The sequence below is a fragment of the Arthrobacter sulfonylureivorans genome (assembly GCF_047607445.1).
Classification (GTDB): domain Bacteria; phylum Actinomycetota; class Actinomycetes; order Actinomycetales; family Micrococcaceae; genus Crystallibacter; species Crystallibacter sulfonylureivorans_A.
This window is the reverse complement of record NZ_JBLKRT010000008.1, coordinates 89,492-115,469: the sequence shown is the minus strand read 5'-3', so window position 1 is coordinate 115,469 and position 25,978 is coordinate 89,492. Positions and strand designations below refer to the sequence as shown.

Here is a 25,978-nt window from a genome sequence, read left to right as displayed (position 1 = left end):
GGAACACAGGTGCACCGCCAATCAAGCGTGAGGAATGCTGGCTCTCCAGCCACCAATGTGGCGCCCACTGTCCGCGCCGACGGCACAACCAAGCCGGAGGCGGCCGGCAAAGGGCCGGCCGCCTCCGTACCTACTTCTTGTCGTCGCCGGTCATCCGCTGGCTCAGATACACCGGAATCATCGACACGATGATCAGCACGGCGGCGATCACGTTGACCACCGGCGCCTGGTTGGGCCGGGCCATGTTGTTGAAGATCCAGATCGGCAGCGTCTCGGTGCCGGGCGGGGCGGTAAACGTGGTCACCACAATCTCGTCGAAACTGAGCGCGAAGGCCAGCAGGCCGCCGGCCACGAAAGCGGAGCGGAAACCCGGGAACGTGACGTGGAAGAAGGTCTTGATCACGTTGGCGCCCATGTCCATGGCCGCCTCTTCCAGGCCCTTGTTCATCCGGCCCAGCCGGGCCTGCACGTTGTTGAACACCATCACGATGCAGAACGTCGCATGCCCCACGATGACCGAGAACAGGCCCAGCCCGATGCCCAGCGGCTCCAGCACGGTCTTGAAGGTGTTGTTCAGCGCGACGCCGGTGACGATGCCGGGCAGCGCGATCGGCAGCACCACCAGCAGGTTGACGGTGTTCTTGCCGAAGAAGTCGTAGCGGGAGAGCGCAAACGCGATCATGCTGCCCAGCAGCAGCGCGATCACGGTGGCTACCGCGGCCACCCGCAGCGAGGTCCAGAGGGCCTCACGCACGCCCTCGTTGTGGAAGGCGGCCTCCCACCAGCGGGTGGTGAACTCGGTGATTGGGAAGGCGCCGGAGGTGGTGGCGTTGAAGGAATTGAGGATCACCAGCAGCAACGGCAGGTAGATGGCGGCCATCACTAGGCCGGCGAAAACGCGCAGGGTGACCTTGGCGGAAGAGGAAAGTCTCATCACGCGGCTCCTAAAGCTGCTTGAGGGCGCCGGACTTGCGGGCCAGGAAGAGATACAGGACAACCACCACAATGGGCACGGTGCCGAACGCGGCGGCCAGCGGCGGGTTGAGGTTGATGTTGGACGCGATCACCGTGCCGATCACCTGCGTCTTGCCGCCCACGAACTGCGCGGCAATGTAGTCGCCCAGGCTCAGCGAGAAGGTAAAGATGGAGCCCGCGATGAACGCCGGCTTCAGCAGCGGGATGGCCACCGTGCGCACGGTGGACCAGGCCTTCGCGCCCAGATCCGAGGACGCGTCGAACAGGTTGTCCGGGATCTGCCGGAAAGCCGAGTACACCGGAACCGCCATGTACGGGAACCACAGGTAGGCCAGCGTGATCACCAGCGCCGCGGTGCCGTAGCCCGGCCCGGTCATGCCAAGCGGCGCCAACAGCCAGTCCAGCGGGCCGCCGCTCATAAACGTGATGCGCCAGGAGAACACCTTCACCAGGTACCCGGCCCACAGCGGCAGCGTGATGCCGATGGCCAGCAGGGCGCGCATCCGCGGCGAGGCCACCTTGGCCATGTAGAAACCTAGCGGCAGCGCCAGCACCGCGCACAGCACGGTCACGGCCAGCGCAATGCCGATGGTCCGCAGCGCGGTCAGTTGATAGGCCCGCACGGTGAGGATCTCAATGAAGTTTTCCAGCGTGAACGCCGGGATCACCTTGGAGGTGAAGGTATCCGTGGTCCAGAACGCGGTGATGAACAGCAGGATCAGGGATCCGATGTACAGCACGCCCAGCCAAGCCAGCGGCAGGGTCAGGAGCGCGGTCAGCCGCAGTTTGGGCCGGGCGTAGAGCAGCCGGGAGAGCTTGTCGCCCAGTCCGCCGCGCGTGCTGCCGGGCGCCGGGGCGGTGCCGGCTTCGGCCTCCGGTTCGATCGTGGGTGCTGCCATGGCGGTTTCCGGCGGGCTGGCCGCCGATCCTCCTTCAGGTGCGGTATTCATCAGGTGCGGTGCTGAGGTGCGCTGATCAAGGTGCGGTGTTGATCAAGGTGCGGTGCACACGGCCGGCGGGGCACCGGCGTCGTGCTGGGGAAGTGCCTCCACGGCAGGGGTACGACGCCGGTGCTCACCGCGCGCCGCACCCCTGCCTCTGGGTGGGCTGCTGGGGGAGGGCTAGCTAGCCCTTGACCTCGGTCCAGGCCTTGGTCCATTCTTGGTAGTTGGTGCAGGTGACGTCGGTGCGGCCGTCAACGCACTGCTCTACCGGCGTGGTCCACATCCACACCTGCTTGTAGTAGTCCTCGTCCGTGGCGTGGTAGGTGGCGCAGTGCTCCTCGTTCTCCTTGGAGCCCTCGCAGGCCAGCGCGTTGGCCGGGGCCATGCCGAAGTTCTGCGAGATCTTGGCATTCACCTCGGCGGAGGACGCCCAGTCCATCCACTGGTAGGCGCAGTTGGGGTTCTTGGACTTCGACGAGAGCATCCAGGTGTCGGACCAGCCCGTGGCGCCTTCCTTCGGCAGCACGGACTCGACCTTGCCGCCGTCGGCCTGGGCGATGTTCACGATGACCTGCCAGCCGGTGCCCAGCGACGCGGTGCCGGAGGAGATCGAGGAGACAGCCTTCAGCGCGTCGTTCCAGTACTCGCCGGCGATCTTGTTCTGCGACTTGAGCAGCTCGACCGCTGCGGCCAACTGGTCCTGGTCCAGCGCGTACGGGTTGGTGATGCCGAGGTCCGGCTGGGTGGCCATCAGGTACACCGCGGCGTCGGCAATGAAGATCGGCGAATCGTAAGCCATGATCTTGCCGGCGTACTCGCTGCTCGGGTCCCAGGTGGCTGCCCACGAGTCCGGTGCTTCGGGCACGGCTTCGGTGTTGTACATCAGCACGTTGGCGCCGCGGCCGATGGGGACACCATAGCTCTTGCCGTTCAGCGTGTCGTAAATCTGGCCCTTCAGTCCGTCCACAATGTGGCCGAAGTTGGGGATCAGATCGGTGTTGATCGGGGCCACGTCGCCGCCGGCAATCAGGCGCAGCGAGGCGTCGCCCGAGGCGGAGACCAGGTCATATTCGCCGGTGCGCATCAGCTGGACCATCTCGTCACTGGTGGCGCCGACCTTGCGGTTGACCTTGCACTGGGTCTCTTTCTCGAACTCGGTGACCCAGTCGGCGTCGGGATTGGTGGAGCCGTCCTCGACGAAGCCGGCCCAGGCGATGATGTTGACTTCGCCTTCCGACTCGCCCACCTCGGTGGCGGCGGGAATGTCCGGAACCTCGATGCCTCCGGCCGAGGACGCGGGAGCGGAGCCGCCGCAGCCGGCCAGAACCAGCGAGAGCGAGGCGAGCGCCGCGAGCGGCAGGGCCTTGGTGATCTTCATGGGATTGCCTTTCCTTCAGGTGCGTAGTGCTGATGAGTGGTGCAGGTCTAGACGGTGTAGTTGAAGCGGGAGGACCACTGGAGCCGGACCCGGTCGCCGCGCTGGGCGCCGGAGGCCCTCGAATCGTTCTGCTCCTGGACAATCAGGGTCTGCCCGCCGGTGGTGCGCGCCACGTAGCGGGTTGCGGGACCGGTATAGATGATCTCCTCGATCACCGCTTCCACGGTGGACAGGCCGTCGGAGTCCACCGGCTCGTCCAGCTGCCGGACGTGGATCCGTTCCGGCCGGATGCTCAGCAGGGCCTCGGAACCGGTGAGCTGCTTGGCGAGGGCGCCTTCCACCAGGTTGGTGTTGCCCAGGAAGGACGCAACAAACCGGCTGCCCGGGCGTTCGTACAGATCCTCCGGGGTGCCAACCTGTTCCACCACGCCGTCGTTGAATACGGCCACCCGGTCCGAGAGCGTGAGCGCCTCTTCCTGGTCGTGCGTGACGAAGACGAACGTGATGCCCACGGTGCGCTGGATCTGTTTCAGTTCCACCTGCATCTGCTCACGGAGCTGCTTGTCCAGGGCGCCGAGCGGTTCGTCCAGCAACAGCACCTGCGGGCGCAGGACCAGGGCGCGGGCCAGGGCCACGCGCTGGCGCTGGCCGCCGGAGAGCTGAGAGGGAAGCCGGTCGGCCACCTGCGGCAGGCGAATCATCTCCAGGGCCTCGGCCACCAGCTTGCGGCGCTCGGTCCGCGGCGTCTTGCGCAGCTTGAGCCCGTACTCCACGTTCTGCGCCACGCTGAGGTGCGGGAAGAGCGCGTAGTCCTGGAACACGGTGTTCACGTCGCGTTCGAACGGGGCCTTGCGGGTGACGTCGCGTCCGGCCAGGTCGATCCGGCCCGAACTGGGCAGCTCGAAGCCGGCGATCATCCGCAGCACGGTGGTTTTGCCGGACCCGGAGGGACCCAACAGGGAGAAGAATTCGCCCTGCTGGATGTCCAGGTCGAGGCCCTGAACGGCGGTGAAGTCGCCGAAGGTCTTCACCACCTGCCGCAGCGAGATGGCCGGAGTAGCGGTGGCCGCCGTGCCGTCCGGGGCGGTGGTTGCGGAGGTGGCTGTGGCTTGCACGGCTGGATCCTTTCCCAAGTCTGATGTGGTGCGGGTTACTTCGTCCTGCGTTAACCTATGAAAGCAGATGTTAAATGTAAAGAGGGTCACATCGTGTAAATTTCTTGTTACGGATGTTCGGAGCGGCTCCGCATGACCGCGTCGTACCAATCAGCGCCCGATCCGTCTGGAAGGATCTACCGCATGCCCAAGGACTCCCCGCCACGACAGCGGCTGCTCGCTGCGGTCTTCGCCTCGTTGGGTGAGGGCGGCAAGGCGCAGCGCGTGGAGGACCGGATTGTGGAGGGCATTGCCGCCGGCGTGCTGGCCGACGGCGACCGGCTTCCGAGCGAGGCCGAGCTGGCTTCGTCGATGGGCGTGGCGACCGTGACCGCCCGGGAGGCTCTGGTGGGGCTGCGTTCCCGGGGGCTGGTGGCCACCCGGCGAGGCCGCGACGGCGGAACTTTCGTCACCGTCCCCACCGGCCGGCGCGCGGAGCTGGTGCGTGGCCGGCTGGGCCGCATGAGCCGGGTGGAGCTGCGCGATTTGGCCATCCACTACCGGGCCATCGCCGCCACTGCGGCCGAACTGGCCGCGGAGTTTGCCGACCCCGACGACGCCGAGGTGCTGCGGCGGATCCTGCACGGTACGCACCCCTCGGGAGTGGGCGGCGCCTTGGTCGGCGAGTTCCTCCTGGAGCTGGCGGCCTTGAGCCAGTCGGCGCGGCTGACCCGCGAGTTCGTCCGGCTCTACAAAGACTTTGGCCCGCTGATGTCGCTGCTGCATGAGGACGACGAGTTCGACGCCACCATGGTGGCGTACTGCGAACGCATCGCCGACGCGCTCGCAGCCGCTGATGCCGCGGCCGCCCGCGAAACCGTGACAGCGCAGATCCACACCGGCCTCGCGGCACTGATTGATGAACATGCCCGGCTGACCGACCGGCCCGCCGACCCCACGCCCGCTACCGATCAGAGGAGAACGGGATGAGCTCACCGGCCGAACTGGCTGCAGAACGTCACGCGGAACCGCTGGCCGACGTCACCGGATTCTTCGAAGAGATCCTGGCCGAAGTGGCCAGTTGGGTACCGGTTCTGGCGGAGCTCTTCGCCGATCCGGCGCGGCCGCCGGGTGGCAAACAGGTCACCACCACCATGCAGCCGCTGGCCGCTGCCCTGGTGAAACGCGGCGAGTGGCCCGTGGTGGGCGCCGGCTTTGTGGCCGCCGACCAAGTGGTGGCCGACGCGGCGTGGCACATGGCGTGGTGGCAGGGCGAGACCATGGAGCGGCTAGTGCTGCCCGCGCTCGCTTCAGCCTCGGATGCCTACATGCGACGAGAATGGTTCACCAGGCCGATGGCAACCGGCCGGCCGCATGTGACCGGACCCTATGTGGACTTCCTCTGCACCGACGAATACACCATGACCATGACGGTCCCGGTGGCTGCCGGCGGGCGCAGAGTTGGCGTGGCCGGCGCGGACGTCTTTGTTGAATCACTGGAGCCGCTGTTGCTGCCGGCGTTGAAGAAACTGCACCCGGCTGCAAGCCTGGTCAACCACGTGGGCCGGGTGGTGGTCTCCGCCGACGCGCAACTGGCTGCCGGCACGCTGCTGGCGCCGGGGGCGGTGCAGGCTCTGGCGGACCAGCAGGGTGGGATTGCCGCGCAGGCCCTGGCCGCGGCGGAATCGTCCAGTGACTTCGAGGCGGTTGCATACCTGCCCGCTGCGCCGAGGACCGTCCTGCCCCGCGGTGAGCACTACCCGGGTTTCAAGCTCACGGTTCTGGAGTGCGGACGGCTTCCGCTGGCGGTTGTCTACCCGGAGGGCTAATGCCCGACCGCCCAATCCCGAAGGCGTAGCCCCGAACTGCCATCCCGAAGGCGTTCCGCAAGCCGCCTTCGGGTAGCTGTGCGTACAGGATGCGCCACATTGCCTTCCGGCCGGTAAGCAAACCTGGCGCTGGTCCGCTTGAGCGGGCGGAGTTGTAGGGCCTTACTCCAAGCAAGCATGAGGAATGCTGGTCGATCGCCAACGAATGTGGCGCATCCTGCACACGGCTTACAGGCCCAATCACGCAGGAGTTCAGAAATCTGCTGGACCTCACGGGCCCGTGCGCGGCGGCGGGCGTCAGGAGTCGGGGCCGCCACGCAGGCTGGGAGGTGTTGCCTCGTGGTTCTTCAGCCCGTGAGTGCGCCGGTCTTCTTTCATCTCGGCCTCGAACAGATGTTTACGGCCGTCGGCCAGCTTCTCGCGGGCCTGCAGTTCCAGTTCCTTGCACGGGCCGTAGTAGGTCTCGTCGTACTCGTCGATGATCTGGAAGGTCCAGCGACCCTCGATCACGTTCCGGCCCACCAACTCCTCGTTGATCCGCTCGGCCACTTCATGGTGTCCGGCCTTGCGGAGCAACTCCACGGCGTCGCCGAGGGCAAAGTCGGCCTTGCCGGTGAGCCGGTGGAACGCGTAGAGGTGCCCACGGGCGTGTTCGATGACTTCCAGCGCCTCGGAGAGCTTGCCCAACGCCTCCACCGTGGCGTCGTCGAGCCCCTTGGGGCGTCGGTAGCGTTCCAGTGGTCCGTCGTCGGGGTTCATACTCCGTCAATTTAGCGGACGTTGGCCGCTGCGTCAGCAGTCTGCTCGCGTACAGCCGCCCGGTGGATGATGTTGCGCGCCATGGACGGGAAGATCAGGCCGTGGAACGGCAGGACCAGCCACCAGTAGAGCTTTCCAGAGAGCCCGCGGGGGAAGTAGATGGCGCGCTGGCGGTACACGCTGCCGCCGTCTTTCGGGGCCACCGAGAGTTCCAGCCAGGCCTGCCCGGGCACCTTCATTTCCGCATGCAGCCGCAGCAGCCGGCGCTCGCTGCCCTCCTCGATGGCTTCCACCCGCCACCAGTCCACGGCATCGCCCACGACGAGCCGGCCCGCATGGCGGCGGCCACGGGTGAGTCCGGCACCGCCCACCAGCTTGTCCAAGACTCCGCGGATCGCCCACGCCGCCGGCCACGAATACCAGCCGTTCGCCCCGCCGATCCCTTGGATCACCCGCCAGACGTCCTCGGCGGGAACCTCGGATCCCCGTTCCCGGTTGTCCACGAACACGGTTTGGCCAGCCCACTCAGGGTCGCTGGGCAGCGGGTCGGATGGCGGCGCGCCGGACGCGTTGGTCCAGCTGGTTTCCACCTCACCGCTGGCCATCTTCCCCAGCGCCAGCTGCACCGCCATGCGGTAGCCGGTCAGTCCGCCGTCGGGCTGCGGGATATAGCGGTCAATGTCGTGTTCGGCGGAAACCGCATCATGCTGCAGCGACTGCACCAGGGGCACCGCCATGGCGTGGGGGATCGGCGTGGTCAGCGCCACCCACCAGCCGGCGAGCGCCGGAGCGGGGATTGGCAGCGCGTAGATCAGGCGTCGTCCCACGCCTGCCTCGTGCGCATACCCGTACATCAGACCCGCATAGGTGATCCGCTCCCGCGAACCGATGTCGAAGGTGCGGTTGAGCCCGGCCGGCAGCTCCGGTGCTCGTTCCAGGTAGTGCAGCACATCGCGGATGGCAATCGGCTCCACCGTGCGCCGTACCCAACTGGGTGCCGGCATGAACGGCAGGTTTTCGGTCAGATGCCGGATCATTTCGAAGGACGCGGAACCGGAGCCAATCACGACGCCGGCCTGGAAGACTGCCGCGGGCACCTCGCCTTCCAGCAGCGCCCGCCCCACGGCCGCACGCGAGCGCATGTGGCGGGAGAGTTCGACGTTCTCCGGATGCAGCCCGCCCAAATAGACGATGCGATTCACCCTGGCAGCCGCAGCGGCACCGGCCACAGTGCGCGCCATCGCCAGCTCACGTTCCTCGAAGTCGGTGCCGGAGGCCATTGAATGCACCAGGTAGAACACGGTCTGGACATCCGCGCAGGCCCGCCGCGCGTCGTCCTCATCCGCCAGATCCCCGGCCACGATCTCGACGTCGTCATGCCAGGGCACGGCGGCGAGCTTGCCCGGGGAGCGGACCAGCACGCGAACCGCGTACCCGCGCGCCAGCAGCCGCGGAACCAGGCGGCCGCCAATGTAGCCGGTAGCCCCGGTGACCAGCACCCGTTGCGGCGTCACCACGGCGCCGCCATCACCGTGTGGGTCTCCACGCGCTCGCTGGCGCTCGCTTGGTCGATCACCGTGTGGGTCTCCACGCGCTCGCTGGCGCTCGCTTGGTCGATCACCGTGTGGGTCTCCACGCGCTCGCTGGCGCTCGCTAGGTCGACCACCGTGTGGGTCTCCACCACGCTCAGTGCACCCCGCTCATCAGGCTCTTAATCGGCTTCGCGGCCAGGAACAGCGCCACGGCCAGCGCCAGTGCCACCAGGCCGATCACGCCGAAGTAAGGGACCTCGTTCTCCGGATTGTAGAAGCCGGCCAGCACACCGGAGAGCGCCGTGCCCAGCGACACTGAAAGGTAGTTCAGCGCCACCATCTGGGTGCGGAAAATGTGCGGCGCCAGCTTGGTGGACAGCGACAATCCCACCGGGGAGATAAAGAGCTCGGCCAGCGTGAACATCAGCAGGATCCCCACCATGGCCAGCAGGGGAGCGGTGTTCGGACCGCCGCCGGCCAGCGGGATGAAGGCCAGGATGGCCAACCCCATGATCGCCAGCCCGATGGCGAACTTCACCGGAGTGATTGGCTGCCGCGGACCCAGCCGCGTCCACACTGCGGCGAAGACCGGGGCCAGCAGGATGATGAACACCGGGTTGATGGACTGGACCCACTCGATCGGCATTTCCCAGCCGAGGATGTTCCGGTTGAGCCGCTGGTCGGAGTACAGCGTCACCACGGTGAATTGCTGCTGGAACATGGAGAAGAAGGCCGCGCTGGCGATGAACATCGGGATGAAGGAGAGCACCCGCCGTCGTTCTGTTTCATTGATGTGTTTGCTGGACAGGATCACCACGAAGTAAGAGATCGCCGCGGCGATCGCCACCAGCGCTACCACGGTGGCCAGGTTTCCGGCGTTCACCAGTCCGGTCAGCACCGCCACCACAATCAGGATCACCACAACCGCGACGATGCCGCCCACCACCGGCATCTTGCTCCGGGGCAGCGGGTCGGCGATCAGGTGCGCTTCCTCCGGCAGGTTTTTGCGGGTCAGCGCATATTGGGTGAGGCCGATGGCCATGCCCACCGCGGCCAGCCCGAAGGCGAAATGGAAGCCAAGCGTGTCCCGGGTCAGTCCGGTCAGCAGCGGCCCGAACAGTGCGCCGATGTTCACGCCCATGTAGAAAATCGAGAAGCCCGCGTCCCGGCGGTCGTCGTCGAGCGCGTACAGCGACCCCACCAACGAGGTGGCATTGGCCTTCAGCCCGCCGGACCCGAAGGCCACCAGGATCAGGCCGATCGCCAGCCCGGGGATATCGGGGATCAGCGCCAGCGAAATATGGCCCAGCATGATCATGATCGCGCTGTAGAACAGCGTCCGTTCGGAGCCCAGCAGCCGGTCGGCCACCCACGCGCCGACGATCGTGGACAGGTACACCGTGCCGCCGTAGGCGCCGATGATGCCGGTGGCCACGGCCTCGTCGATGCCCAGACCGCCCTCGGCCACCTCGAAGTACATGTAGAGCAGGACCACCACCTGCATGCCGTAGAAGGAGAAGCGCTCCCACAGCTCCACGCTGAACAGGTTGGCCAGCATCCGCGGTTGGCCGAAGAAAGTTTTCCCTTCCGGACCGCGCTGATCAGTGCGGGCTCCGGTGGGAGGGGCCGGTTCAGACGGAATGCTCATGCGGCCATGCTTCCACTCGGGCGGAAGCCTGTCACGGGTTCAGCTGCCCGCAGGGGCGCCGGCACCGCCCGCGACGGCGCCCCTCGCGTCGGAGCCGCCCGCGCTTGCACTGCCCGCGCCGCCACCAGCCGCGCCGTGACCGACCGCGCTTACCGCGCCGGCGTGCTTAGCCGCCCCTCAGCAGGCGTCAGTCGTCGGTGCCCGGTCCGCTGTTGCTCAGGCCGCGCTGCAGCACGTGCGGCAGGATCCACAGCAGGAAGAGCATCACCAGCAGCACCCCGCCGCCGATCGCCAAAGCAAGCACATCCCCGGCGATCACATCCACAATGAACGCCACGCAGCCGGTGGCCAGCAGCCCAATGCCCAGCACTGCGATCTTCACGATCCGGTGCCCGTGCGCCACCGTGGCGTCCTTGAGGTGCAGGCCGAACAGCCGCCGGTGGATCGCCACCGGCGTAAGGATCAACCCGGTCAACAGCGCGGCCAACACCAGCAAGCCGATGTACAGTCCCACCTGGTACGGGGCCAGGTCCTGGAAGGTGCTCTGGAACGGAAGCGTCATCAGGAACGCGGTGATGATCTGCGCGCCGGTCTGCATGACCCGCAGTTCCTGCAGCAATTCATTCCAGTTGCGGTCCAGCTTCTCCTCGAAGGTCTCGTGGCGACCCCTCGAGTCCTCGTTAACGCGTTCATCCGTAGCCATACCTAAAACTTAGCGTCTCCGGAGGCCCATCGCGCGCGGAAAAAGCACGACGGCGGTGCCCTCCCAATGCCTGGACGGTCACCTGCCCGGACGGTCGCCACCGTGGGCATCGGACCGCCCTTCCGGCACACTGTTGTCAGACCGGCCAGGACCGTGGGGCCGGCTGCCCGGAACTGCTCGAGTCGTGACCGTTCGGAAGGACCATCCCCATGACCCGCACCATCTTCTTCACCGCCACCACCCTGGACGGGTACCTCGCGGATGAAAATGACTCGCTGGACTGGCTGTTCAAGCAGGACATCGACGGCGGCGGGCCGAACAGCTACGACAATTTCATCAGCGGAGTCGGGGCGGTGGTGATGGGCCGGACCACGTACGAGTGGGTCCGTGAACACCTGCTGGCGTCGCGGGAACCGTGGCCGTACAAGATGCCCGCCTGGGTTCTCTCGCACAGTCAACTGCCGGGCGTGGAGGGTGCGGACATCCGTTTTGCGCAGGGAGACATCGAGCCGATCCATGATGCGCTCGCGGCCGCGGCCGCCGGGAAGGACATCTATGTGGTGGGCGGTGGGGACCTCGCCGCCCAGTTCGCCGAGGCGGGGCTGCTGGACGAGCTGGTCCTGTCGATCGCGCCGGCTACGGTGGGCTCCGGTCGGCCGCTGTTCCCGCGCAAGTTCGACTTGGAGCTCACTGATCTGGCGCGCAACCGGTCCTTCATCTGCGCCATCTATAAGGTTTTGGGACCGGCCAAAAATTCTTCATGAAAGTGCATCCAAGCACGCGGTCCGGGCAGTAGTAGGGGTGTAAGCAGCCACACGCCTGGTGCACCCGGGCCTTTGAAGGAGAATCACATGCGCAAGAGCATTTTTACTGTTTCCGCCTTGGGGTTTCTGGCGCTCGGAGCGGCAGCCCCGGCCCAGGCAGCCGATCAAGAGGCCCAGCTCTCGGTCCTGCACGGCGTCCCGGACCTGACCGTGGATGTTTGGGTCAACGGCGAGCGGACCCTGGACGATTTCGCCCCCGGCGATCTGGCCGGGCCACTGGCGCTCCCTGCGGGTGATTACTCCCTGGCCATTACCGCTTCGGATGCCGAGAACGCGGATAACCCGGCCATCGGTCCCGTCGATGTCCAACTGGAGTCTGGCGGCAACTACACCGCCGTCGCCAACCTGGACGCCGAGGGCAATCCCGCCGCCAACCTGTTCACCAACGACGTCTCAACCATCGACGCCGGAAAGGGCAAGCTGACCGTGCGCCACACGGCCGCAGCCCCCGCCGTCGACGTGCTGGCCGGCGGTTCCGCGGTGATCAACGGCCTGTCCAATCCGGACGAACAAACCCTCACGCTGGACCCGGGAACCGTCTCGGCGTCCGTTGCCGCAGCGGGGACCACCGAGCCGGTGATCGGACCGGCCGACGTGCCGGTTGCGGAAGGCACCCACACCATTGTCTACGCGTGGGGCAGCCTGGACGATGGCAACCTGGCCGTGGCCGTGCAGAATATCGAAGGGCTCCACTCGGCGCCGGGCGCGGTGCCCGGCGGCCGCTCCGGTGCGGCCAGTGAGACCGGACCGGATTACACCAGCGCCGCAGTCGCCGGAGGGGTTGTCCTGTTGCTCCTCGGCGCCGGCGCCGCCGCCCGTCGCAAGCTAGCGATTCGCGCCACAGACTAGCTGCGGTGGGCTCCGAAGCCGGTGGCGCCTGCCCGGGGTGCCACCGGCTTCCTCCGCCCCGGCCATTTGCGAAACCTCACCCGAAACGTCAAGAAGGTGCCATGACCAACACGACGACGGCGGCCCGGTCCGGGTTCCTGCTCAGTGTGCTCCTTGTTGCCGCTGTCGGCTGTGCCGCGCCCCAGCCGGTCGAAGGCATCCAGCCGCCGGCCGCGGTGGACGAGGTTGCCGCACGGTCGGAAGGTCAGGGGGACGCCGGCGTCGCGCAGGACGGCAGAAGCCCGGGCACTCCGGCGCCACCGGACGATGCACCACAGGAATCCGCCCTGCCGGAATCTGCACCACAGGAATCCGCCCTTCCGGAATCTGCCCTGATCCCGGACCCGGCGGCCATTCCGGTGCACCGTGCGTTGCCCGCGGCGGCCGATGAGGAAGCGCCGCCGCCCACGCGGTTGATGGTGGCCGGAACGTCAATCGATCTCAGCGTGGTCGCCGTCGGAATTAGCGCTGGCAACCAGATGGAGATTCCGGATGCCGTTGACCGTGCCGGCTGGTACCGGTATGGCCCGGCGCCGGGGGAGGCGGCCGGAACCGCGGTGATCGCAGCCCACGTGGACACCCTCTCCGGTTTGGCTCCGTTTTCCGAGCTCAGGCAGCTTCAGCCCAACACGGCCATCACCGTAGAAAGGGCGGAGGCGGAAGCGCTCACCTACCGCGTCACCGAGGTTGAGTTGATGGACAAGGACGAATTCGATGCAGCTACCGTGTTCCGCCGGGACGGAAAACCGCTGCTGAAACTGGTCACCTGCGGCGGCACGTGGCTGGACGGACGGCAGGATTACAGCCACAATGTGGTTGTCACAGCGGTCCCTGACTGACTTTTCCGGCCCTTCAGCACCACGCCACGGGGTAGCTTCCCCTCCCGACGACCGGAAGGACGCAGGCTTGGTACCTCCTCCTTTCGACGCGTGGGACACCGGCATCGACACAGCTTTCGCGGCCGGTGACGAATCAGCCATCGCTGATGCCTACCGGCACCTGGCACCGCTTGTCCGCACGCTGGCCTCCCGGGCCTTGCGGGATCAGGCGGCCGCGGACGATGTGACCCAGGAGGTCTTCATCCGGGCGTGGCGGCTGCGGGACGGCTTCGACCCTTCGCTGGGCCGGCTTCCCGCGTGGATCGTCGGGATTACCCGGCGCGTCATCGCCGATGCGCAATCGTCCTCTGCCCGTGAGCATCGCAAACTCCATGCCGTGTCGGCGGTCCTGCCGGACCCCGAATACGCCGACAGTTCCCAGTCACCCGAAGCGCTCGCGGACCGGTTGTTGCTGGACGGCGAGCTCGAACGGCTCGGTGAACCCAAGGGCTCGATCATGCGCCTGGCGTTCTACGAGGATCTGACCCACGAGCAGATCTCACGCCGGCTGGACCTGCCGCTTGGTACCGTCAAGAGCCATATCCATCGCAGTCTGCAGCACCTGAAGCGCCGATTGGAGGTTGACCATGCGGCACCTTGATCCGGAACTGATCAGTTTGCTGGCCCTGGACGACACCATCGGCGACCGGTCCGACCGGGAACACCTCCGCACCTGCCCCGAATGCGCCGACGAGTACCAAGCCCTTCGCCGTGCGGTGATCGCAGCCAAAGCCGATCCCGAACCGGAACTCGAGTCTCCGGGCCCGCAGGTCTGGCAGGCCATCCACCGCGAATTGGGGCTCGCCCCGGAACTCGCGGAAGATCCCCTGCGGTCCGCGCCCGGCCCCGCTCCCTTGCGCGACGCCGCTGCGGAGCGACCTTCACCGGCGGCGCCCGCCCCGCGCCCACGGCCCCGGAACTTCCCGGCTTGGCTCGCCGCGGCGGCAGCCGTGGTGCTCCTGGCCGCCATCGGCGTGTCCTGGATCGTCAACCGGAACACCGCCACCCTGGCGCAGGCGGATTTGCAGCCCTTGGAGCAGTACGCAGCCACCGGGACGGCGCGCGTGGTGGAGAACAACGGGATCAGGGAACTCGAGATCCGGCTGAGCGCCAACGAGGCCCGCGGCTATCAAGAGGTGTGGCTGATCGCGCCGGACCTTTCCGGGCTCGTCAGCCTCGGCGTGCTGGACTCGGACAGCGGCCGGTTCCCCATCCCGCAGGGACTGGATCTGTCGAAATTCCCCATCGTGGATGTCTCGGACGAGCCGTTGGACGGGAACCCCGAACACTCCAGCGTCAGCATCGTCCGCGGCAGCCTCGGCACCTGACCGATACGTCCGCTGCCGACCCCAGCGGTGGACATCCCGACGACAGCCGGAGGAAGCATGCACCAGCAGACACACCGCGAACAAGGACTTGGCTGGCCGATAGTGGTCCTCGTCAGCTCGCTGGTGGCGATCGTTGCGGCCTTCATGGGCAGTGGGGTTGTGGTCGGGACTCCCATCCAGCAGGCGGCCGACGGCTGGCTGAACGAAGACTCCACACCGCTGGCCCCGGCCTCGCCGGCTTTCCGGATCTGGTCCGTCATCTACCTGGGCCTGTTCGCCTACGCGGTCTGGCAATTGCTGCCGGCCCAGCGGCGGTCCGAGCGGCATGCTGCCCTGCGTCCTTGGGCGGTGGCATCCATGCTGTTGAACGCGGCATGGATCTGGGTGGTGCAGGCCGGACTGCTGGTCATCAGCCTCGCGGTGATCGTGGCGCTGCTGGCCGTGCTGGCGCGTATCCTGGTGCTGCTGGTCGACACCCTGCCAGGCGGCCGGCTCGACATCCTCATCGTCGACGGCACGTTCGGCCTGTACCTGGGCTGGGTGACCGTGGCCACGGTGGCCAACTTCGCGGCCGTCCTCGCGGCGTCCGGGGTGGACGGCTTCGGGCTCTCCGTCACCTTGCTGTCATCGATCGTCCTCGCTCTGGCGGCGGCCATCGGCGTGGCCACCGCGGTGTACAGCCGTGGCCGGCTTGCCCCGGCGTTGGCCACCAGTTGGGGCCTGGGCTGGATCGCCGTCGGACGCATCGACGGGGGACTGGTGGATCAGGGCACCGCAATCGCCGCCGGTATCTGTGCGGCGGTGGGGCTGCTTGCCGCGGTGGTGATCCGGCTGGTCGCCGGCGGCAGCCCGCGCGATTAACCCGATTAGTAAGCTTGCTGAATTTCGCCCTTGGCTGACGAAGTGGCGTACGGCGGGACGTAGCAAGGGTTCGCCGCTAGGTTGGAAAACAGCAGGATGCCGACAGGCGGCATCGCCGAGCAAGGAGGTTTTCTGATGGCGGAAACAACCCGGTCCAAGGCAAGCTACACCGTTCCCGGCCTCAAGCTGGAAGACGGCCGAAAGGTCGCAAAGATCCTGCAGCAGCGGCTCCACGCGCTCAATGACCTGCAGTTGACCCTGAAGCACGCCCACTGGAACGTGGTGGGTCGGGACTTCATCGGGGTCCACGAAATGCTCGATCCGCAGATCGAGAAGGTCCGTGCCATGATCGATGCCGTCGCCGAGCGCATGGCCACCCTGGGCGTCTCCCCGAACGGGCTGCCAGGCGCCCTTGTCAAGGAACGCACTTGGGACGACTATGACATTCACCGTGCCGGCACCGCCGAGCACCTCGCCGCGCTGGACGTGGTCTACAACGGGGTGGTCGCCGACCACCGCGAGGCCATCGAAACCATCGGTGAAATCGACCCGATCACCGAGGACCTGCTGATCGGCCAGACGGCCGAGCTGGAACTCTTCCAGTGGTTCATGCGGGCGCACCTGGAGAACAGCGCGGGCGAACTCGCCAGCGGCGGTGAGAAAACGGAAAAGGGCGCGGCCAAAAAGACCAAGTAGCCCGGCCGCACGCTGTGGAACCTAACAGCGCCTTCAGGGTCCGGCAGCAGCTCCACCTCGAGTGGGGCGCTGCCGGGCCCTTGTTGGCAGAAGCTTCGCGGTGCGCGGGCGATCCGCTGCCGTTACTCCCGATCCTCCGCGCCGCCTCGGCCGCTGCACCCGTGCCCGGCTCCGGCAAGACCCTGGCCCTGTGGGAGTTCCTGGCGGCGCTGGCCGCCGAGGACCTCACCGCCGCCCGCGCGGTGGAGCCCCATCTGGACGCGGCCGCCATCCTGGCGCAGGCCGGGCTGGAGCAGCCCGCGGGGACAACCTGGGGCGTGTTCGCGGCGGAATCCGCCGGCACCCGTTTAGAAGCCAAGAACAACGACGGCGGTGCCTGGCTTTTGTCCGGCACCAAGCCGTGGTGCTCCTTGGCAGCGCACCTGGACCACGCGGTGGTCACCGCGCACGTCGACGGCGGTCGCCGGGCGTTCGCGGTGGACCTGACACAGCCGGCGGTCAGCGTTGAGCCCGCCGACTGGGTCAGCCGCGGCCTCGCCGCCGTGCCCAGCGGCCCGGTGGCGTTCGACCAAGCGATTGCCGCGCCGGTCGGTGGGACTGACTGGTACCTGCACCGCCCGGGTTTCGCCTGGGGCGGGATTGGCGTCGCCGCATGCTGGTTTGGCGGCGCTGTGGGGCTCTTCCGCACGCTCCGTACTGCCGCGACCTCCCGCACCCCGGACCAGCTGGCCTTGGCGTGGCTGGGCGAGGCGGACCGCTTGCTGGCTACCGGCGCGGACGTGCTGGCCGCCGCGGCCGCAGCGGTGGACGCCGGAGCGGCCGGAGCGGTCCAGGCACACCGCGTCCGCGGCCAGATCGCCGCAATCTGCTCGCGGATGCTGGAGATCTGCGGCCACGCGCTGGGACCGGGACCGCTGGTGTGGGACGAGCCGCACGCCCGGCGGGTGGCCGACCTGACGGTGTACCTCCGCCAGCACCATGCCTCCCGTGACGACGCGGCTCTCGGCGCCCTGGTCTTGGAACAGGCGGAGCCAGCATGGTGACCTTCTCCCACGTCGACGCCGGAACCACGGAAGCAGAGTGGCGCGCGGCGGGCATCGAGCGGCTGCCGGCGCTGGCCCAGGGAGTAGTACCCGTCCGCGGCTGCCGGCTGGTGGTGGCCGCGGCGCATCCCGACGACGAGTCACTCGGCGCCGCAGGGCTGATCCACGCCGCGCTGGTCCGCGGCGCGGATGTCACCGTGCTGCTCTGCACCGCCGGCGAAGCCTCCCACCCGGATTCGCCCACGTACTCCGCCGCGGACCTGCGCAAACTTCGGCTGGCGGAATTCCGCGCCGCGATGCAGGCGCTGGAATCCTCGGCGCAGGCGCAGGCGAAGGGGCGGGCACAGGCTGAGGCCAATGATCCGGCCCAAGCCATCTCGGAGGACGGAGCAGGGCCCGGGCGGCTGGAATGGAGGTTCCTGGGCATCCCGGATGGGAAGGTCAGCCAGCATGTCGACGTCCTTGATGCAGCCTTCGCCGCAGCCTTGGATGGCCACGCGCAAGCGGTGGTCGCCGCACCCTACCGCCAGGACGGCCATCCGGACCATGAAGCTGTGGGCCACGCGGCGGCCCGGTCAGCCACCGCCCACCGGGCAGACCTGCTGGAATTCCCCATCTGGTATTGGCATTGGGCTGACCCTGGCGCAGATAGCCGCTGGACGGAGTGGCGGACCGCGGGGCTCTCGGCGCCGGATGCGGCCGCCAAGCAGTTGGCCTTGGCCTCCCATGTTTCGCAGACGCAGCCCCTGTCGGCGGCAGCCGGCGACGAGGTGCTGCTCAGCGAAGCGTTTCAGGAACACTTTGACCGTGACGTCGAGGTCTTCGAGTGGACCCCGGCCGGGCCCGCCGGATCGGAGCACGCAGAGCACATCTTCGACCGGCTGTACCGCAGTAATCCGGACCCATGGAATTACCTGTCCAGTTGGTACGAACGACGGAAGCGGGTGGTCACGCTGGCGTCCCTCCCGGCCGAACGGTACGGGGATGCCTTGGAGATTGGCTGTTCCATCGGGGTGCTGACCGCCGAGCTCGCCGTCCGCTGCGATCGGTTGACAGCAGTGGATGCCAGCAGTGTTGCACTGGACGAGGCGCGCCGCCGGCTGGCGGACGTCAGCAACGTGGAGTTGGTGCACGCGCAGCTGCCCGCCGGGTGGCCGTCCTCGGCCGAGGACGGCTTGGATCTGGTGGCCATCTCGGAAATCGGCTACTTCCTCACCGGTCCGGAGCTGCGGGAGCTGCTTTGCAAGGTGCAGGAATCCATGACCCCTGGAGGGCACCTGTTGCTGTGCCACTGGCTGCATCCGATCGACGGGTGGGAACTGGACGGCGAACAGGTCCATGCGATGGCGAAGGAAACCACCGGCTGGAACGTGGTCGCACTCCACCGCGAACCGGACTTCCTGCTGGAAGTCCTGCAGGCACCGGAGCGTGCGCCGTGACCGCCGTCCCGGTCGCCGGCCCAGCCTCGGGCATACCCAACACCTCCGCCGGGGGACCAGGCGCGGCACCCACGTTGCGGCACATCGCCGTCGTTGTTCCGGTGCACAACGAGGAGCAGCTGCTGGGACGATGCCTGCGGCGGCTGCAACGGGCGATGGACGCGCTCCGTACCGGGCAGCCACACTGCAGCGTGCAACTGGTGGTGGTGCTAGACCGGTGCACCGACCAGTCGGCAGCCATCGCCGAGCACGCGGCCCACTCGGATGAACGGATCGCCGTGCTGGCCGGGGACTTCGGCTCCGTCGGCGCTGCCCGGGCGGCCGGAGTGTCCGCCGCGCTGGAAGCCGCAGACCACTACACGGCCGAGAAGACCTGGCTAGCCTGCACGGACGCGGACACCCTGGTGCCGGAGAACTGGCTGACCTCCTTTGTGCGGCTGGCCGATGCCGGAGCCGACGCCGTGGCGGGAACAGTGGAACCCGACACCGCCAGCCTGGCGCCCGGGCTCCTGCGGGCCTGGCGCCATAACTACGCCGGCCAGGAACCGAGCACCAGGGTGCACGGCGCCAACCTCGGCGTCAGGGCCTCGCTGTATCTGGCGGCCGGTGGCTTCCCAGCGCTGACGGAGCATGAGGACGTCCGGCTGGTCGAAGCCATCCGTTCCCTTGGCGGCGTGGTCCTGCCGGCGGCCCATCTGCAGGTCACCACCTCAGGCCGGCTGCAGGGCCGGACACCGGGCGGCTTCGCCGGCTACCTGGCCAACCTGAAAGCCGCTAGCAGCTGACGTGGTTTCCGCGCCCCACACGCACGGAGCACGCCAGCCCACGCCTTCGCCGAGCGCGCGTGGCTAAGCCCGGCACTCCACTGCCTTTTCAACCTGCCCTAGGTTGAAAAGGCGTCGGTCCAAGATCGTCTCGATCATCAGCACGCTAAACCGCGCGTGCCACATGATGTCGCCGCACGGGAGGGCCAAGGCTTCGGCGAGGCCTGCCGTGTCGTGGTGCCAGTAACGCCGCTCGTGGCCTGCATCGTCCAAGCGGACTCTTCCTTCTGCCTCCAGATGAACGGTGACCGGAATACCAACATCGTCGTGAAGTGCTTTCCGGGCCTGGATCCAATGGACGTTGTGTCCCGGGCCAAACCACGAGCACGCTCCCGTCTTCTGGTGGGGATCGTCATCGGCTCGGTTCGAGTAGTAGACCACGTCAGGGTCCTTTCCTGCAGTCCGCCGCGGCGGACACTCTTGCCCGCTCCAGTTGGAGGCGGACCGCTTCTTCATCCGAACCACCCGTGAGGTTTGGGGTTGGTGTGCGGCCATGTCGGAGCATTTGCCCTCCTAGCCGGAGGGGCGCGCATCTCGTGAAGCTGCTTTCAGCCTAGGGGCCGCCTCTGACAAAATTGCGAGGCGTGCTTGCCAGCAACCGCTGGCAGGTGCAGCGGCCGCTCAGGAACCTGTGCGGGAGCGCAGCATCTCCAGGTAGTGCGGGTTCCGCATGATGCCCAGTACGTTGCCGAACGGATCGACGACCGAGGCCGTGATGAAACCGTGCCCGCGGTCGATGAGCGGTTCCAGTTCCGTCGCGCCTTTCTCCAGCAGCCGACGGCGCGCCGCCTCCACATCGTCCACCTGCCAGTACAGGATGGCGCCGCCTGGATCTATGCCGTGGCCCGCGGGGGCGTGCCGGGTGTCGATCAGGCCTAGCTCATGCTGATAATCGCCGATCCGGAACTCGGCATAGCCGGGCCGCTCGAAGTACGGCTTGGTGCCGAGGAAGTCCGAATACCACTCCACCGCCGCCGGCAGATCCGCGGTCCAGTAGCTGACCGTACTCATTCCTCGCAGCATGGGTGCCCTTCCGGTCGTTAGCCAACGCCGCCCTAGCGACGATAAGCGTGATGCTGGGACGCTACCGCAGATCGTTCTGGCTGTCTGCCCTTTCCTGGGACACTGTGAACCGATGCGAAGCGGCGGGGAGCACTAGGAGGCCAGCGGCTCTGCCGGAAGGTGCCGGCCGCTGTCCAGCTGCAGTTCAAGGCTGTTCATCACCACGGCCGCCAGGTCCTCCAGCGTGAGGGTGTCCTCGGCGCTGAAGTCGCGCGGCTCGAAGTCCATCACGCACAAGGTGCCCAGATTGAAGCCTTCCCGGGTCTTCAGTGGCACGCCGGCGTAGAACTTCAGGCCGAAGCCGCCGGCCACCAGGGAGTTCGCCGCCGCGCGCGGATCCGCGGGGGCGTTGTTGATGATCCACGGTCCGTTTTGCAGGATGGTCGATCCGCACAACCCGGGCTCGCGGTCGATCTGCTGGATACCCAGACCGTGGTGCGATTTGAACCAGATCCTGTCGTGGTCCACCACGCTGATCGCGGCGATGGGCGCCGAAAACAGGCGGGCGACCATCGCCGTGATGCGATCCAGGGTAGCGTCCGGCGGGGTGTCCAGAATGTTGTAGCGCTGGACCGCTTCCATTCGCAGCGGCTCATCGACCGGCAGGATGGACACCTCCTTGTGCCGGCCGCGCAGCGAGAGTGCCAGATCGGACAGTGCCAGCGCCACGTCGCGGCCTGTGGGGCGTGCCTCTGGCTCGCGGGCGGTCATCGCGGTCAGTAGCGGCACCCACTCCGGCCCCAGCTCGGACGGGATCTCCGGGTCCCGCAGCAGCCGGGCGACCGCTGCTTCCAGCGGCGGGCCGGGAAAGGTTGTCACACCGGTCAGGCATTCCAGCAGCACGAGGCCCAGCGCGTAGATATCGCTGGCGGGGCCGGCCGGTTCGCCCTTGGCCTGCTCCGGGCTCAGGTAGGCGGCAGTCCCGTACATCCCGGAGACGTGGGCATCTTCTGAGATCACGACGGCGATGCCAAAGTCGGTGAGTTTGGCGCGCAGGCGGGCACCGTCGTCGTCGTAATTGAAGAGCATGATGTTGCCGGGCTTGACGTCCCGGTGAACCACGGAGTTTGTGTGGATGTAGGCCAGTCCCTCGGCCAGATCGTGGCCGATCTGCGCAACATGCAGCGGCGGCATGGGCCCCGCCTTCAAGCGGGCCTTCAGGTCTGCGCCTTCGATCATTTCCATGACCAGGTAGATCTGCGGATGTCCGGCTTCTATTCGGTCGATGCCCGCATCCAGCAGGGTCACCAGGTTGCCGTGGTTCAGCCGGGCCAGGAGCTTAATCTCCGCGTCGTCGTGGTGGAACTCTTCCTCGTTCATCGAGGGGCGTTGGATCACCTTGACGGCGACCTCGCGGCCCAGGACTTGGTCCTCGGCTCGGTACACCTTGGCGTTCGCTCCGGTGCCGACCAAGTTTATTAGCCGGTATCGCCCATTAAGCAGCATGCCGGATCGATCCAGATGAGGCGCCAACGTCTCCTGCTTTCTAGCCGTTACATGACGGCACACCGGCCATCACTTTGACAGCATCCTTACTAATCGTACGGGCGCCCGCTCCAGGAACGGGCCATAACGAGTCGGAATGCTGAATCGTTATGACTCTTCCACTGTCACCGCGGGGCACTCTTCGCTGCGGACGAGCACCCGGCGGCTTCGAGTGGTGAAGAAAACGCCCAGGATCACTGCCACAGCGCCGAGGATCTGCATCAGGCTGATGGCCTCGCCCAACAGGACATAGGCACCCAGCATGGTGAACACCGGCACGAAGTTCAAGAACACAGATGCCTGGGAAGCGCCGAGCGTGGCCACCGCCCGGTTGTAGAGGAGCAGGGCGATTACCGACGGGAAGATTCCCAAGTACAGCAGGCCGGACCACTGCCCACCGCTGATCGGGGGAATGCCCACCACCGCCCACTCCGCCAGCAGCAGCGGCAGCATGAACAAAACGGACAAACCGGTCATCACCAGGACGGTGCCGTGGGCGGGGAACAACGGGAGGTACCGCCGGACGGCGATGGAGTAGACGGCCCAGGACAGCGCGCCGATCGCCATGATCGCGTCGCCCGCGTTCCAGGACATCTCCGTCAGGCGCAGAAGTTGGCCGTTGGTGACCACCCACACCGCGCCGCACAGCGAGAGCAGGACGCCGGCCCACTGCAGCGGCCGCAACCGCTCGCGCAGCAACCAGAAACCCAGTAGCACCGTGACGGCAGGGATGGACGCTTCAAGAACCGAAACGTTGGTGGCCGAGGTGAACTGCAGTGCGGAATAGATCAGCGTGTTGAATCCGGCCACCCCGGTCACCGTCATCAGCAGCAGCGGCTTCCAGTGCCGGATGAAGAGGTGCCGGGATCGCCACGCGCTGCGGTAGCCGATGGGAAGGAGTACCAGGAAGGCGACGGCGATCCGACCGAACGCGATGGTCAGCGGCGGCAGTTCGCTCAGTGCTTTACCGGTCAGGATGTTGCCCGCGTAGAAGACCACCACCAGCATTAGCAGGAGATAGGCGCGCATGGTGCTCCTCCTGTTTGTTGCTGCGGCGGGTATCCGACAAAGACTAGTGCCAAAGACGGCGCCGGGCAGCAGGGGCGCCCATGAGGTCGGCGGAGTGATGCGGGCTACGGCAAGAAATGACGCATGGGCCGCCGGTTTTGGGTTAAATTAACGTCAACAAGGAACGGAGAAAGGGCAGCGCCGTGCCAGGCGAAAATCTTGATGCTTCTGAATTGACGGTGGAGGAGTTCCTCCACGACGCAGCAGTCGACAGCGTGGACATTGAGGTTTTCCTCAATGCGTTGGCGCGCTTGGCCGTACATAATCTTTCGCACTCGGATGAAGACCTTCTCTGCGGCATCACGCTGCTGCGCCGGAAGAAGGCCGGCACCGTGGCCAGCAGCAGTGCGCGCGCGCAGAGGCTGGATGAGATCCAGTACGACTACGCCGACGGCCCATGCCTGCAGGCTGCCCGGGAAGGGGCAGTTGTGCACGTTGCCGACGCGAAAGAAGAGACCCGCTGGCCCGAATATGGTGCCCGCGTGCTGGCTGAGGACGTCCGGTCCATCTTGGGTGTGCCGATCACCGTTGCCTCCGGTGACGCAGCCGGCCTCAATCTCTACTCGAACGAAGCCGGCAGGTTCGACGAGAAGACCATCGAAGCTGCGCAGAAGTACGCCCGCCAAGCGTCCCGGGCTCTGACCTTGGCAGTGCGCCTTGCCCGGCAGCGCGATGCGGAAGCCGACCTGCAAGCGGCGTTGGAGTCGAGGACCACTGTTGCGCTGGCCATCGGCATCATCATGGGCCAGAACAGGTGCAGCCAGGACGAAGCGTTTGAGCTGCTCAGGTCCGCCTCCAGCAACCGCAACATGAAGCTGCGGGACTTGGCGGCAGACCTGGTGACCTCCGCCGACCCGTCCACCGAGGGAACGCACTTCGACAGGTAAATTCGCTCGGCGCGGACGCCCGCATTGACACGGGGGTGTGGTGCTGTAGCGTGGAGCGTGGTTAAGCAGTTGGCCATCGAACACTCGTCTGGAAAGAAATGTTCATGAAGTACCAACTGCACATCCATGCCAATCCACTTTCTTCCCGCTGCCTCTTGCTGCGCTTCGATCAACGCAGGTCTGAGGTGACGAGATGAGCACAGCATTCGCCGACTCCGGCCAGTCCGCTATTGAACAGCCCGCTGCCATGCCGGCCGTTTCGGACCACGCAACCGGGCAAGCCGTCTTGGACCAACCTTCCGGCCAGGCTCCTTCCGTGCAGGGAAACGCCGGCCAGGCTCCTCCCGGTCAAGAAACTGTTCCGGCCACTGTTCCGGCGAACTTGTCGGAAATGACAGTCGAGGAACTCCTGGAGCTCAGCAGCCAGTCCTACCGGCAGCTGGACCGCAAACATCCGGTCCGCGATGCGTTGGTCCAGTACTACGCCATCGCCCGCGAGCTCGAAACCCGCGAAGCGCAGGGCTAAAGGCGCCTGGCGCCCATAGATCCGGAGGACTAGGCGATCCCCCCTACGCCTAGTCCTCCATCCCTGTTCTGCTTAGTCCTCCATCCACGCCGGCGTGAACAGCAGGTTCAAGCCCTCGGCGACGGTCGGGTGAGTGATGACGGGCCGACGGCGCCGGAAGAGTGGAGCTCCCTGCACCTACCGGGAAGGGCTGTTCCGCTCGCCGGCTGAACGGTAGGGGCTCAATACAAGAAAATCGGCAGCCAGTCGGGGTTGTGCGCGTGCACCAGCACGAGGAAAAGCACGAAATCGAAGATCAAGTGCACGGACACGACGTAAGTGAACGACTTCGTCAGCTTGAAGGTGTAGCCCTGAAGCAGCGCGAACGGGAAGGTCAGCAGCGGCCCCCACGCCTGATAGCCGATCTCCCACAGGAAAGACGAGAAGACCACGGCTTGCAGGATGTTGGCCAACCAGTCGGGAAAATGCCGCCGCAGTAACGTGAAGGTCGTGCAGATAAAGAACAGCTCGTCCCAGATGCCTACGGCGTTTACTCCGAGGAAGAGCCGCCAGAAGATGGTGGGGTCGGATGCGTCCGGCCAGTTTTGATAGACCCCTGTGCTGATCAAGTAGACCGGCAGAATGAAGTAGCCCAGCGCGACGACGCCGATAAGGTACAGCTTGGCTGGCAACGGCCACTTGCGCCCGGTGTTGACCGGAAACTTGATGATGTTCTCGCGATAGATGTACTTCGACACCAGCCAGGGCACCAGCACGGCCAATGTGAGGGCACCGCCCATGAGGGCCATGTGCGAGATACTCAGATCGGCGTTCAGCGGGACCAAGCTGACGATGACTATGCCCGCCGCGATCAGCGCCAGGTCCCGCAATAACTGAGCGTCGACGATAGCGGCAGTGACCAGGCTGAGAGCGAGCATGCTGTAGCCAGCGGGGTCATTTTCCATACCAAAAAGCAGTATTCCGGACGCCGAGAGCAGCACCGCCGGCACCAGTTTCCAACTGAGCGCGGTACGGGGCGGTTGGGTCGAGATGGTTGTCACGCAACCAGCATCTCAGCGCAATCCTCGGGCGGGAAACCGTCCAGAGTTCGGCGGGTTCTAGACCGACGCCGTGTGTCTAGTGCTGGCCCACCTTGGTGGTGCCGAACATGAGGGGGCGGCGGCTGACGTCGATGTTACGTTCCTCCGCCGAGAAGCCGCTGGCAAGCCCTCCGCCAATGGCACTCATCACCGCTGCTTTTTCCGAACAAATTGTCCTACCCGACCGCTAGTTTCTGTTGTGTGCCCGAGTGCCGCACCGCCCGGGCT

At 66.5% G+C, this 25,978-nt stretch carries 28 protein-coding genes and 1 riboswitch; of the genes, 14 read left to right on the top strand and 14 right to left on the bottom strand.

Annotated features, from left to right (window positions below; genetic code table 11):
* Positions 1 to 130 precede the first annotated feature (130 nt).
* From ACMX2H_RS05895 to ACMX2H_RS05880, 4 genes are all read right to left on the bottom strand, one after another.
* A complete protein-coding gene (locus ACMX2H_RS05895; RefSeq protein WP_414959587.1) occupies positions 131 to 934 on the bottom strand; it encodes an ABC transporter permease in 804 nt (267 codons plus the stop codon).
* Positions 935 to 944: 10 nt separating this feature from the next.
* Positions 945 to 1,874 carry an ABC transporter permease gene (locus ACMX2H_RS05890; RefSeq protein ID WP_414959585.1) on the bottom strand — a complete coding sequence of 310 codons (930 nt, stop codon included), beginning with the start codon at positions 1,872 to 1,874 and terminating at the stop codon, positions 945 to 947.
* Between the two features lie 226 nt (positions 1,875 to 2,100).
* On the bottom strand, positions 2,101 to 3,297 hold the full coding sequence (locus ACMX2H_RS05885) for an ABC transporter substrate-binding protein (protein WP_414959583.1): 1,197 nt from the start codon (positions 3,295 to 3,297) through the stop codon (positions 2,101 to 2,103).
* 47 nt (positions 3,298 to 3,344) lie between these two features.
* Positions 3,345 to 4,412, bottom strand: coding sequence for an ABC transporter ATP-binding protein (locus tag ACMX2H_RS05880; protein WP_414959581.1), 1,068 nt, complete (start codon positions 4,410 to 4,412; stop codon positions 3,345 to 3,347).
* 183 nt (positions 4,413 to 4,595) lie between these two features.
* Between ACMX2H_RS05880 and ACMX2H_RS05875 the strand changes: the two genes are divergently transcribed.
* On the top strand, positions 4,596 to 5,381 hold the full coding sequence (locus ACMX2H_RS05875; protein WP_414959579.1) for a GntR family transcriptional regulator: 786 nt from the start codon (positions 4,596 to 4,598) through the stop codon (positions 5,379 to 5,381).
* Positions 5,378 to 6,220, top strand: a complete 843-nt coding sequence (locus ACMX2H_RS05870; protein WP_414959578.1) for a cache domain-containing protein — start codon at positions 5,378 to 5,380, stop codon at positions 6,218 to 6,220. Before ACMX2H_RS05875 ends, ACMX2H_RS05870 begins: the two co-directional genes overlap by 4 nt.
* Before the next feature lie 297 nt (positions 6,221 to 6,517).
* On the opposite strand, the gene ACMX2H_RS05865 is transcribed toward ACMX2H_RS05870, so the two are convergent.
* The 5 genes from ACMX2H_RS05865 to ACMX2H_RS05845 form a co-directional block, all read right to left on the bottom strand.
* Positions 6,518 to 6,979, bottom strand: a complete 462-nt coding sequence (locus ACMX2H_RS05865; RefSeq protein ID WP_414959576.1) for a hypothetical protein — start codon at positions 6,977 to 6,979, stop codon at positions 6,518 to 6,520.
* 11 nt (positions 6,980 to 6,990) lie between these two features.
* Positions 6,991 to 8,496, bottom strand: coding sequence for an SDR family oxidoreductase (locus ACMX2H_RS05860; protein ID WP_414959574.1), 1,506 nt, complete (start codon positions 8,494 to 8,496; stop codon positions 6,991 to 6,993).
* Positions 8,490 to 8,663: a hypothetical protein gene (locus ACMX2H_RS05855; protein ID WP_414959572.1), complete on the bottom strand. Its 174-nt coding sequence runs from the start codon at positions 8,661 to 8,663 to the stop codon at positions 8,490 to 8,492. The genes ACMX2H_RS05860 and ACMX2H_RS05855 overlap by 7 nt, the downstream gene beginning before the upstream one ends.
* A 2-nt stretch (positions 8,664 to 8,665) precedes the next feature.
* Positions 8,666 to 10,159 carry a peptide MFS transporter gene (locus ACMX2H_RS05850; RefSeq protein WP_414959571.1) on the bottom strand — a complete coding sequence of 498 codons (1,494 nt, stop codon included), beginning with the start codon at positions 10,157 to 10,159 and terminating at the stop codon, positions 8,666 to 8,668.
* Between the two features lie 187 nt (positions 10,160 to 10,346).
* Positions 10,347 to 10,862, bottom strand: coding sequence for a DUF6328 family protein (locus tag ACMX2H_RS05845; protein ID WP_414959569.1), 516 nt, complete (start codon positions 10,860 to 10,862; stop codon positions 10,347 to 10,349).
* A 209-nt stretch (positions 10,863 to 11,071) separates the two neighbouring features.
* Here ACMX2H_RS05845 and ACMX2H_RS05840 point away from each other — a divergent pair, with 209 nt between their 5' ends.
* The 10 genes from ACMX2H_RS05840 (at position 11,072) to ACMX2H_RS05795 (ending at position 19,604) form a co-directional block, all read left to right on the top strand.
* The gene (locus ACMX2H_RS05840; RefSeq protein WP_414959567.1) at positions 11,072 to 11,626 is read left to right on the top strand and encodes a dihydrofolate reductase family protein; all 555 of its coding nucleotides are present in this window, start codon (positions 11,072 to 11,074) and stop codon (positions 11,624 to 11,626) included.
* Between the two features lie 87 nt (positions 11,627 to 11,713).
* Positions 11,714 to 12,535, top strand: coding sequence for a DUF4397 domain-containing protein (locus tag ACMX2H_RS05835; RefSeq protein WP_414959565.1), 822 nt, complete (start codon positions 11,714 to 11,716; stop codon positions 12,533 to 12,535).
* A 101-nt stretch (positions 12,536 to 12,636) separates the two neighbouring features.
* Positions 12,637 to 13,413: a class F sortase gene (locus tag ACMX2H_RS05830; RefSeq protein WP_414959563.1), complete on the top strand. Its 777-nt coding sequence runs from the start codon at positions 12,637 to 12,639 to the stop codon at positions 13,411 to 13,413.
* Positions 13,414 to 13,480: 67 nt separating this feature from the next.
* Positions 13,481 to 14,053 carry an RNA polymerase sigma factor gene (locus tag ACMX2H_RS05825; protein ID WP_414959561.1) on the top strand — a complete coding sequence of 191 codons (573 nt, stop codon included), beginning with the start codon at positions 13,481 to 13,483 and terminating at the stop codon, positions 14,051 to 14,053.
* Positions 14,040 to 14,780, top strand: a complete 741-nt coding sequence (locus ACMX2H_RS05820) for an anti-sigma factor (protein WP_414959559.1) — start codon at positions 14,040 to 14,042, stop codon at positions 14,778 to 14,780. The genes ACMX2H_RS05825 and ACMX2H_RS05820 overlap by 14 nt, the downstream gene beginning before the upstream one ends.
* Positions 14,781 to 14,837: 57 nt before the next feature.
* Positions 14,838 to 15,641 (top strand): TspO/MBR family protein, encoded by an 804-nt coding sequence (locus ACMX2H_RS05815; protein WP_414959558.1) that lies wholly within the window; start codon positions 14,838 to 14,840, stop codon positions 15,639 to 15,641.
* A gap of 135 nt (positions 15,642 to 15,776) precedes the next feature.
* Positions 15,777 to 16,337 (top strand): Dps family protein, encoded by a 561-nt coding sequence (locus tag ACMX2H_RS05810; RefSeq protein ID WP_414959556.1) that lies wholly within the window; start codon positions 15,777 to 15,779, stop codon positions 16,335 to 16,337.
* Between the two features lie 161 nt (positions 16,338 to 16,498).
* Positions 16,499 to 17,380 carry an acyl-CoA dehydrogenase family protein gene (locus ACMX2H_RS05805; protein WP_414959555.1) on the top strand — a complete coding sequence of 294 codons (882 nt, stop codon included), beginning with the start codon at positions 16,499 to 16,501 and terminating at the stop codon, positions 17,378 to 17,380.
* Positions 17,374 to 18,819, top strand: a complete 1,446-nt coding sequence (locus ACMX2H_RS05800) for a PIG-L family deacetylase (RefSeq protein WP_414959553.1) — start codon at positions 17,374 to 17,376, stop codon at positions 18,817 to 18,819. The genes ACMX2H_RS05805 and ACMX2H_RS05800 overlap by 7 nt, the downstream gene beginning before the upstream one ends.
* A complete protein-coding gene (locus ACMX2H_RS05795; protein WP_414959552.1) occupies positions 18,816 to 19,604 on the top strand; it encodes a glycosyltransferase family 2 protein in 789 nt (262 codons plus the stop codon). The genes ACMX2H_RS05800 and ACMX2H_RS05795 overlap by 4 nt, the downstream gene beginning before the upstream one ends.
* Before the next feature lie 63 nt (positions 19,605 to 19,667).
* Here ACMX2H_RS05795 and ACMX2H_RS05790 read toward each other — a convergent pair whose 3' ends face one another.
* From ACMX2H_RS05790 to ACMX2H_RS05775, 4 genes are all read right to left on the bottom strand, one after another.
* Positions 19,668 to 20,024, bottom strand: coding sequence for a hypothetical protein (locus ACMX2H_RS05790; RefSeq protein ID WP_414959551.1), 357 nt, complete (start codon positions 20,022 to 20,024; stop codon positions 19,668 to 19,670).
* Positions 20,025 to 20,054: 30 nt separating this feature from the next.
* Positions 20,055 to 20,185, bottom strand: a riboswitch (SAM riboswitch).
* Positions 20,186 to 20,264: 79 nt separating this feature from the next.
* A complete protein-coding gene (locus ACMX2H_RS05785) occupies positions 20,265 to 20,654 on the bottom strand; it encodes a VOC family protein (RefSeq protein ID WP_414959549.1) in 390 nt (129 codons plus the stop codon).
* Positions 20,655 to 20,798: 144 nt separating this feature from the next.
* Complete coding sequence (locus ACMX2H_RS05780; protein WP_414959548.1) at positions 20,799 to 22,151, bottom strand: GAF domain-containing serine/threonine-protein kinase; 1,353 nt, start codon at positions 22,149 to 22,151, stop codon at positions 20,799 to 20,801.
* A 147-nt stretch (positions 22,152 to 22,298) separates the two neighbouring features.
* Complete coding sequence (locus ACMX2H_RS05775) at positions 22,299 to 23,219, bottom strand: DMT family transporter (RefSeq protein ID WP_414959546.1); 921 nt, start codon at positions 23,217 to 23,219, stop codon at positions 22,299 to 22,301.
* A gap of 182 nt (positions 23,220 to 23,401) precedes the next feature.
* Here ACMX2H_RS05775 and ACMX2H_RS05770 point away from each other — a divergent pair, with 182 nt between their 5' ends.
* Together ACMX2H_RS05770 and ACMX2H_RS05765 are read left to right on the top strand one after the other, a co-directional pair.
* Positions 23,402 to 24,145, top strand: coding sequence for a GAF and ANTAR domain-containing protein (locus ACMX2H_RS05770; RefSeq protein WP_414959544.1), 744 nt, complete (start codon positions 23,402 to 23,404; stop codon positions 24,143 to 24,145).
* Positions 24,146 to 24,338: 193 nt separating this feature from the next.
* Positions 24,339 to 24,671, top strand: coding sequence for a hypothetical protein (locus ACMX2H_RS05765; protein WP_414959542.1), 333 nt, complete (start codon positions 24,339 to 24,341; stop codon positions 24,669 to 24,671).
* A 221-nt stretch (positions 24,672 to 24,892) separates the two neighbouring features.
* On the opposite strand, the gene ACMX2H_RS05760 is transcribed toward ACMX2H_RS05765, so the two are convergent.
* On the bottom strand, positions 24,893 to 25,711 hold the full coding sequence (locus ACMX2H_RS05760; RefSeq protein WP_414959540.1) for a CPBP family glutamic-type intramembrane protease: 819 nt from the start codon (positions 25,709 to 25,711) through the stop codon (positions 24,893 to 24,895).
* Between the last annotated feature and the right edge of the window lie 267 nt (positions 25,712 to 25,978).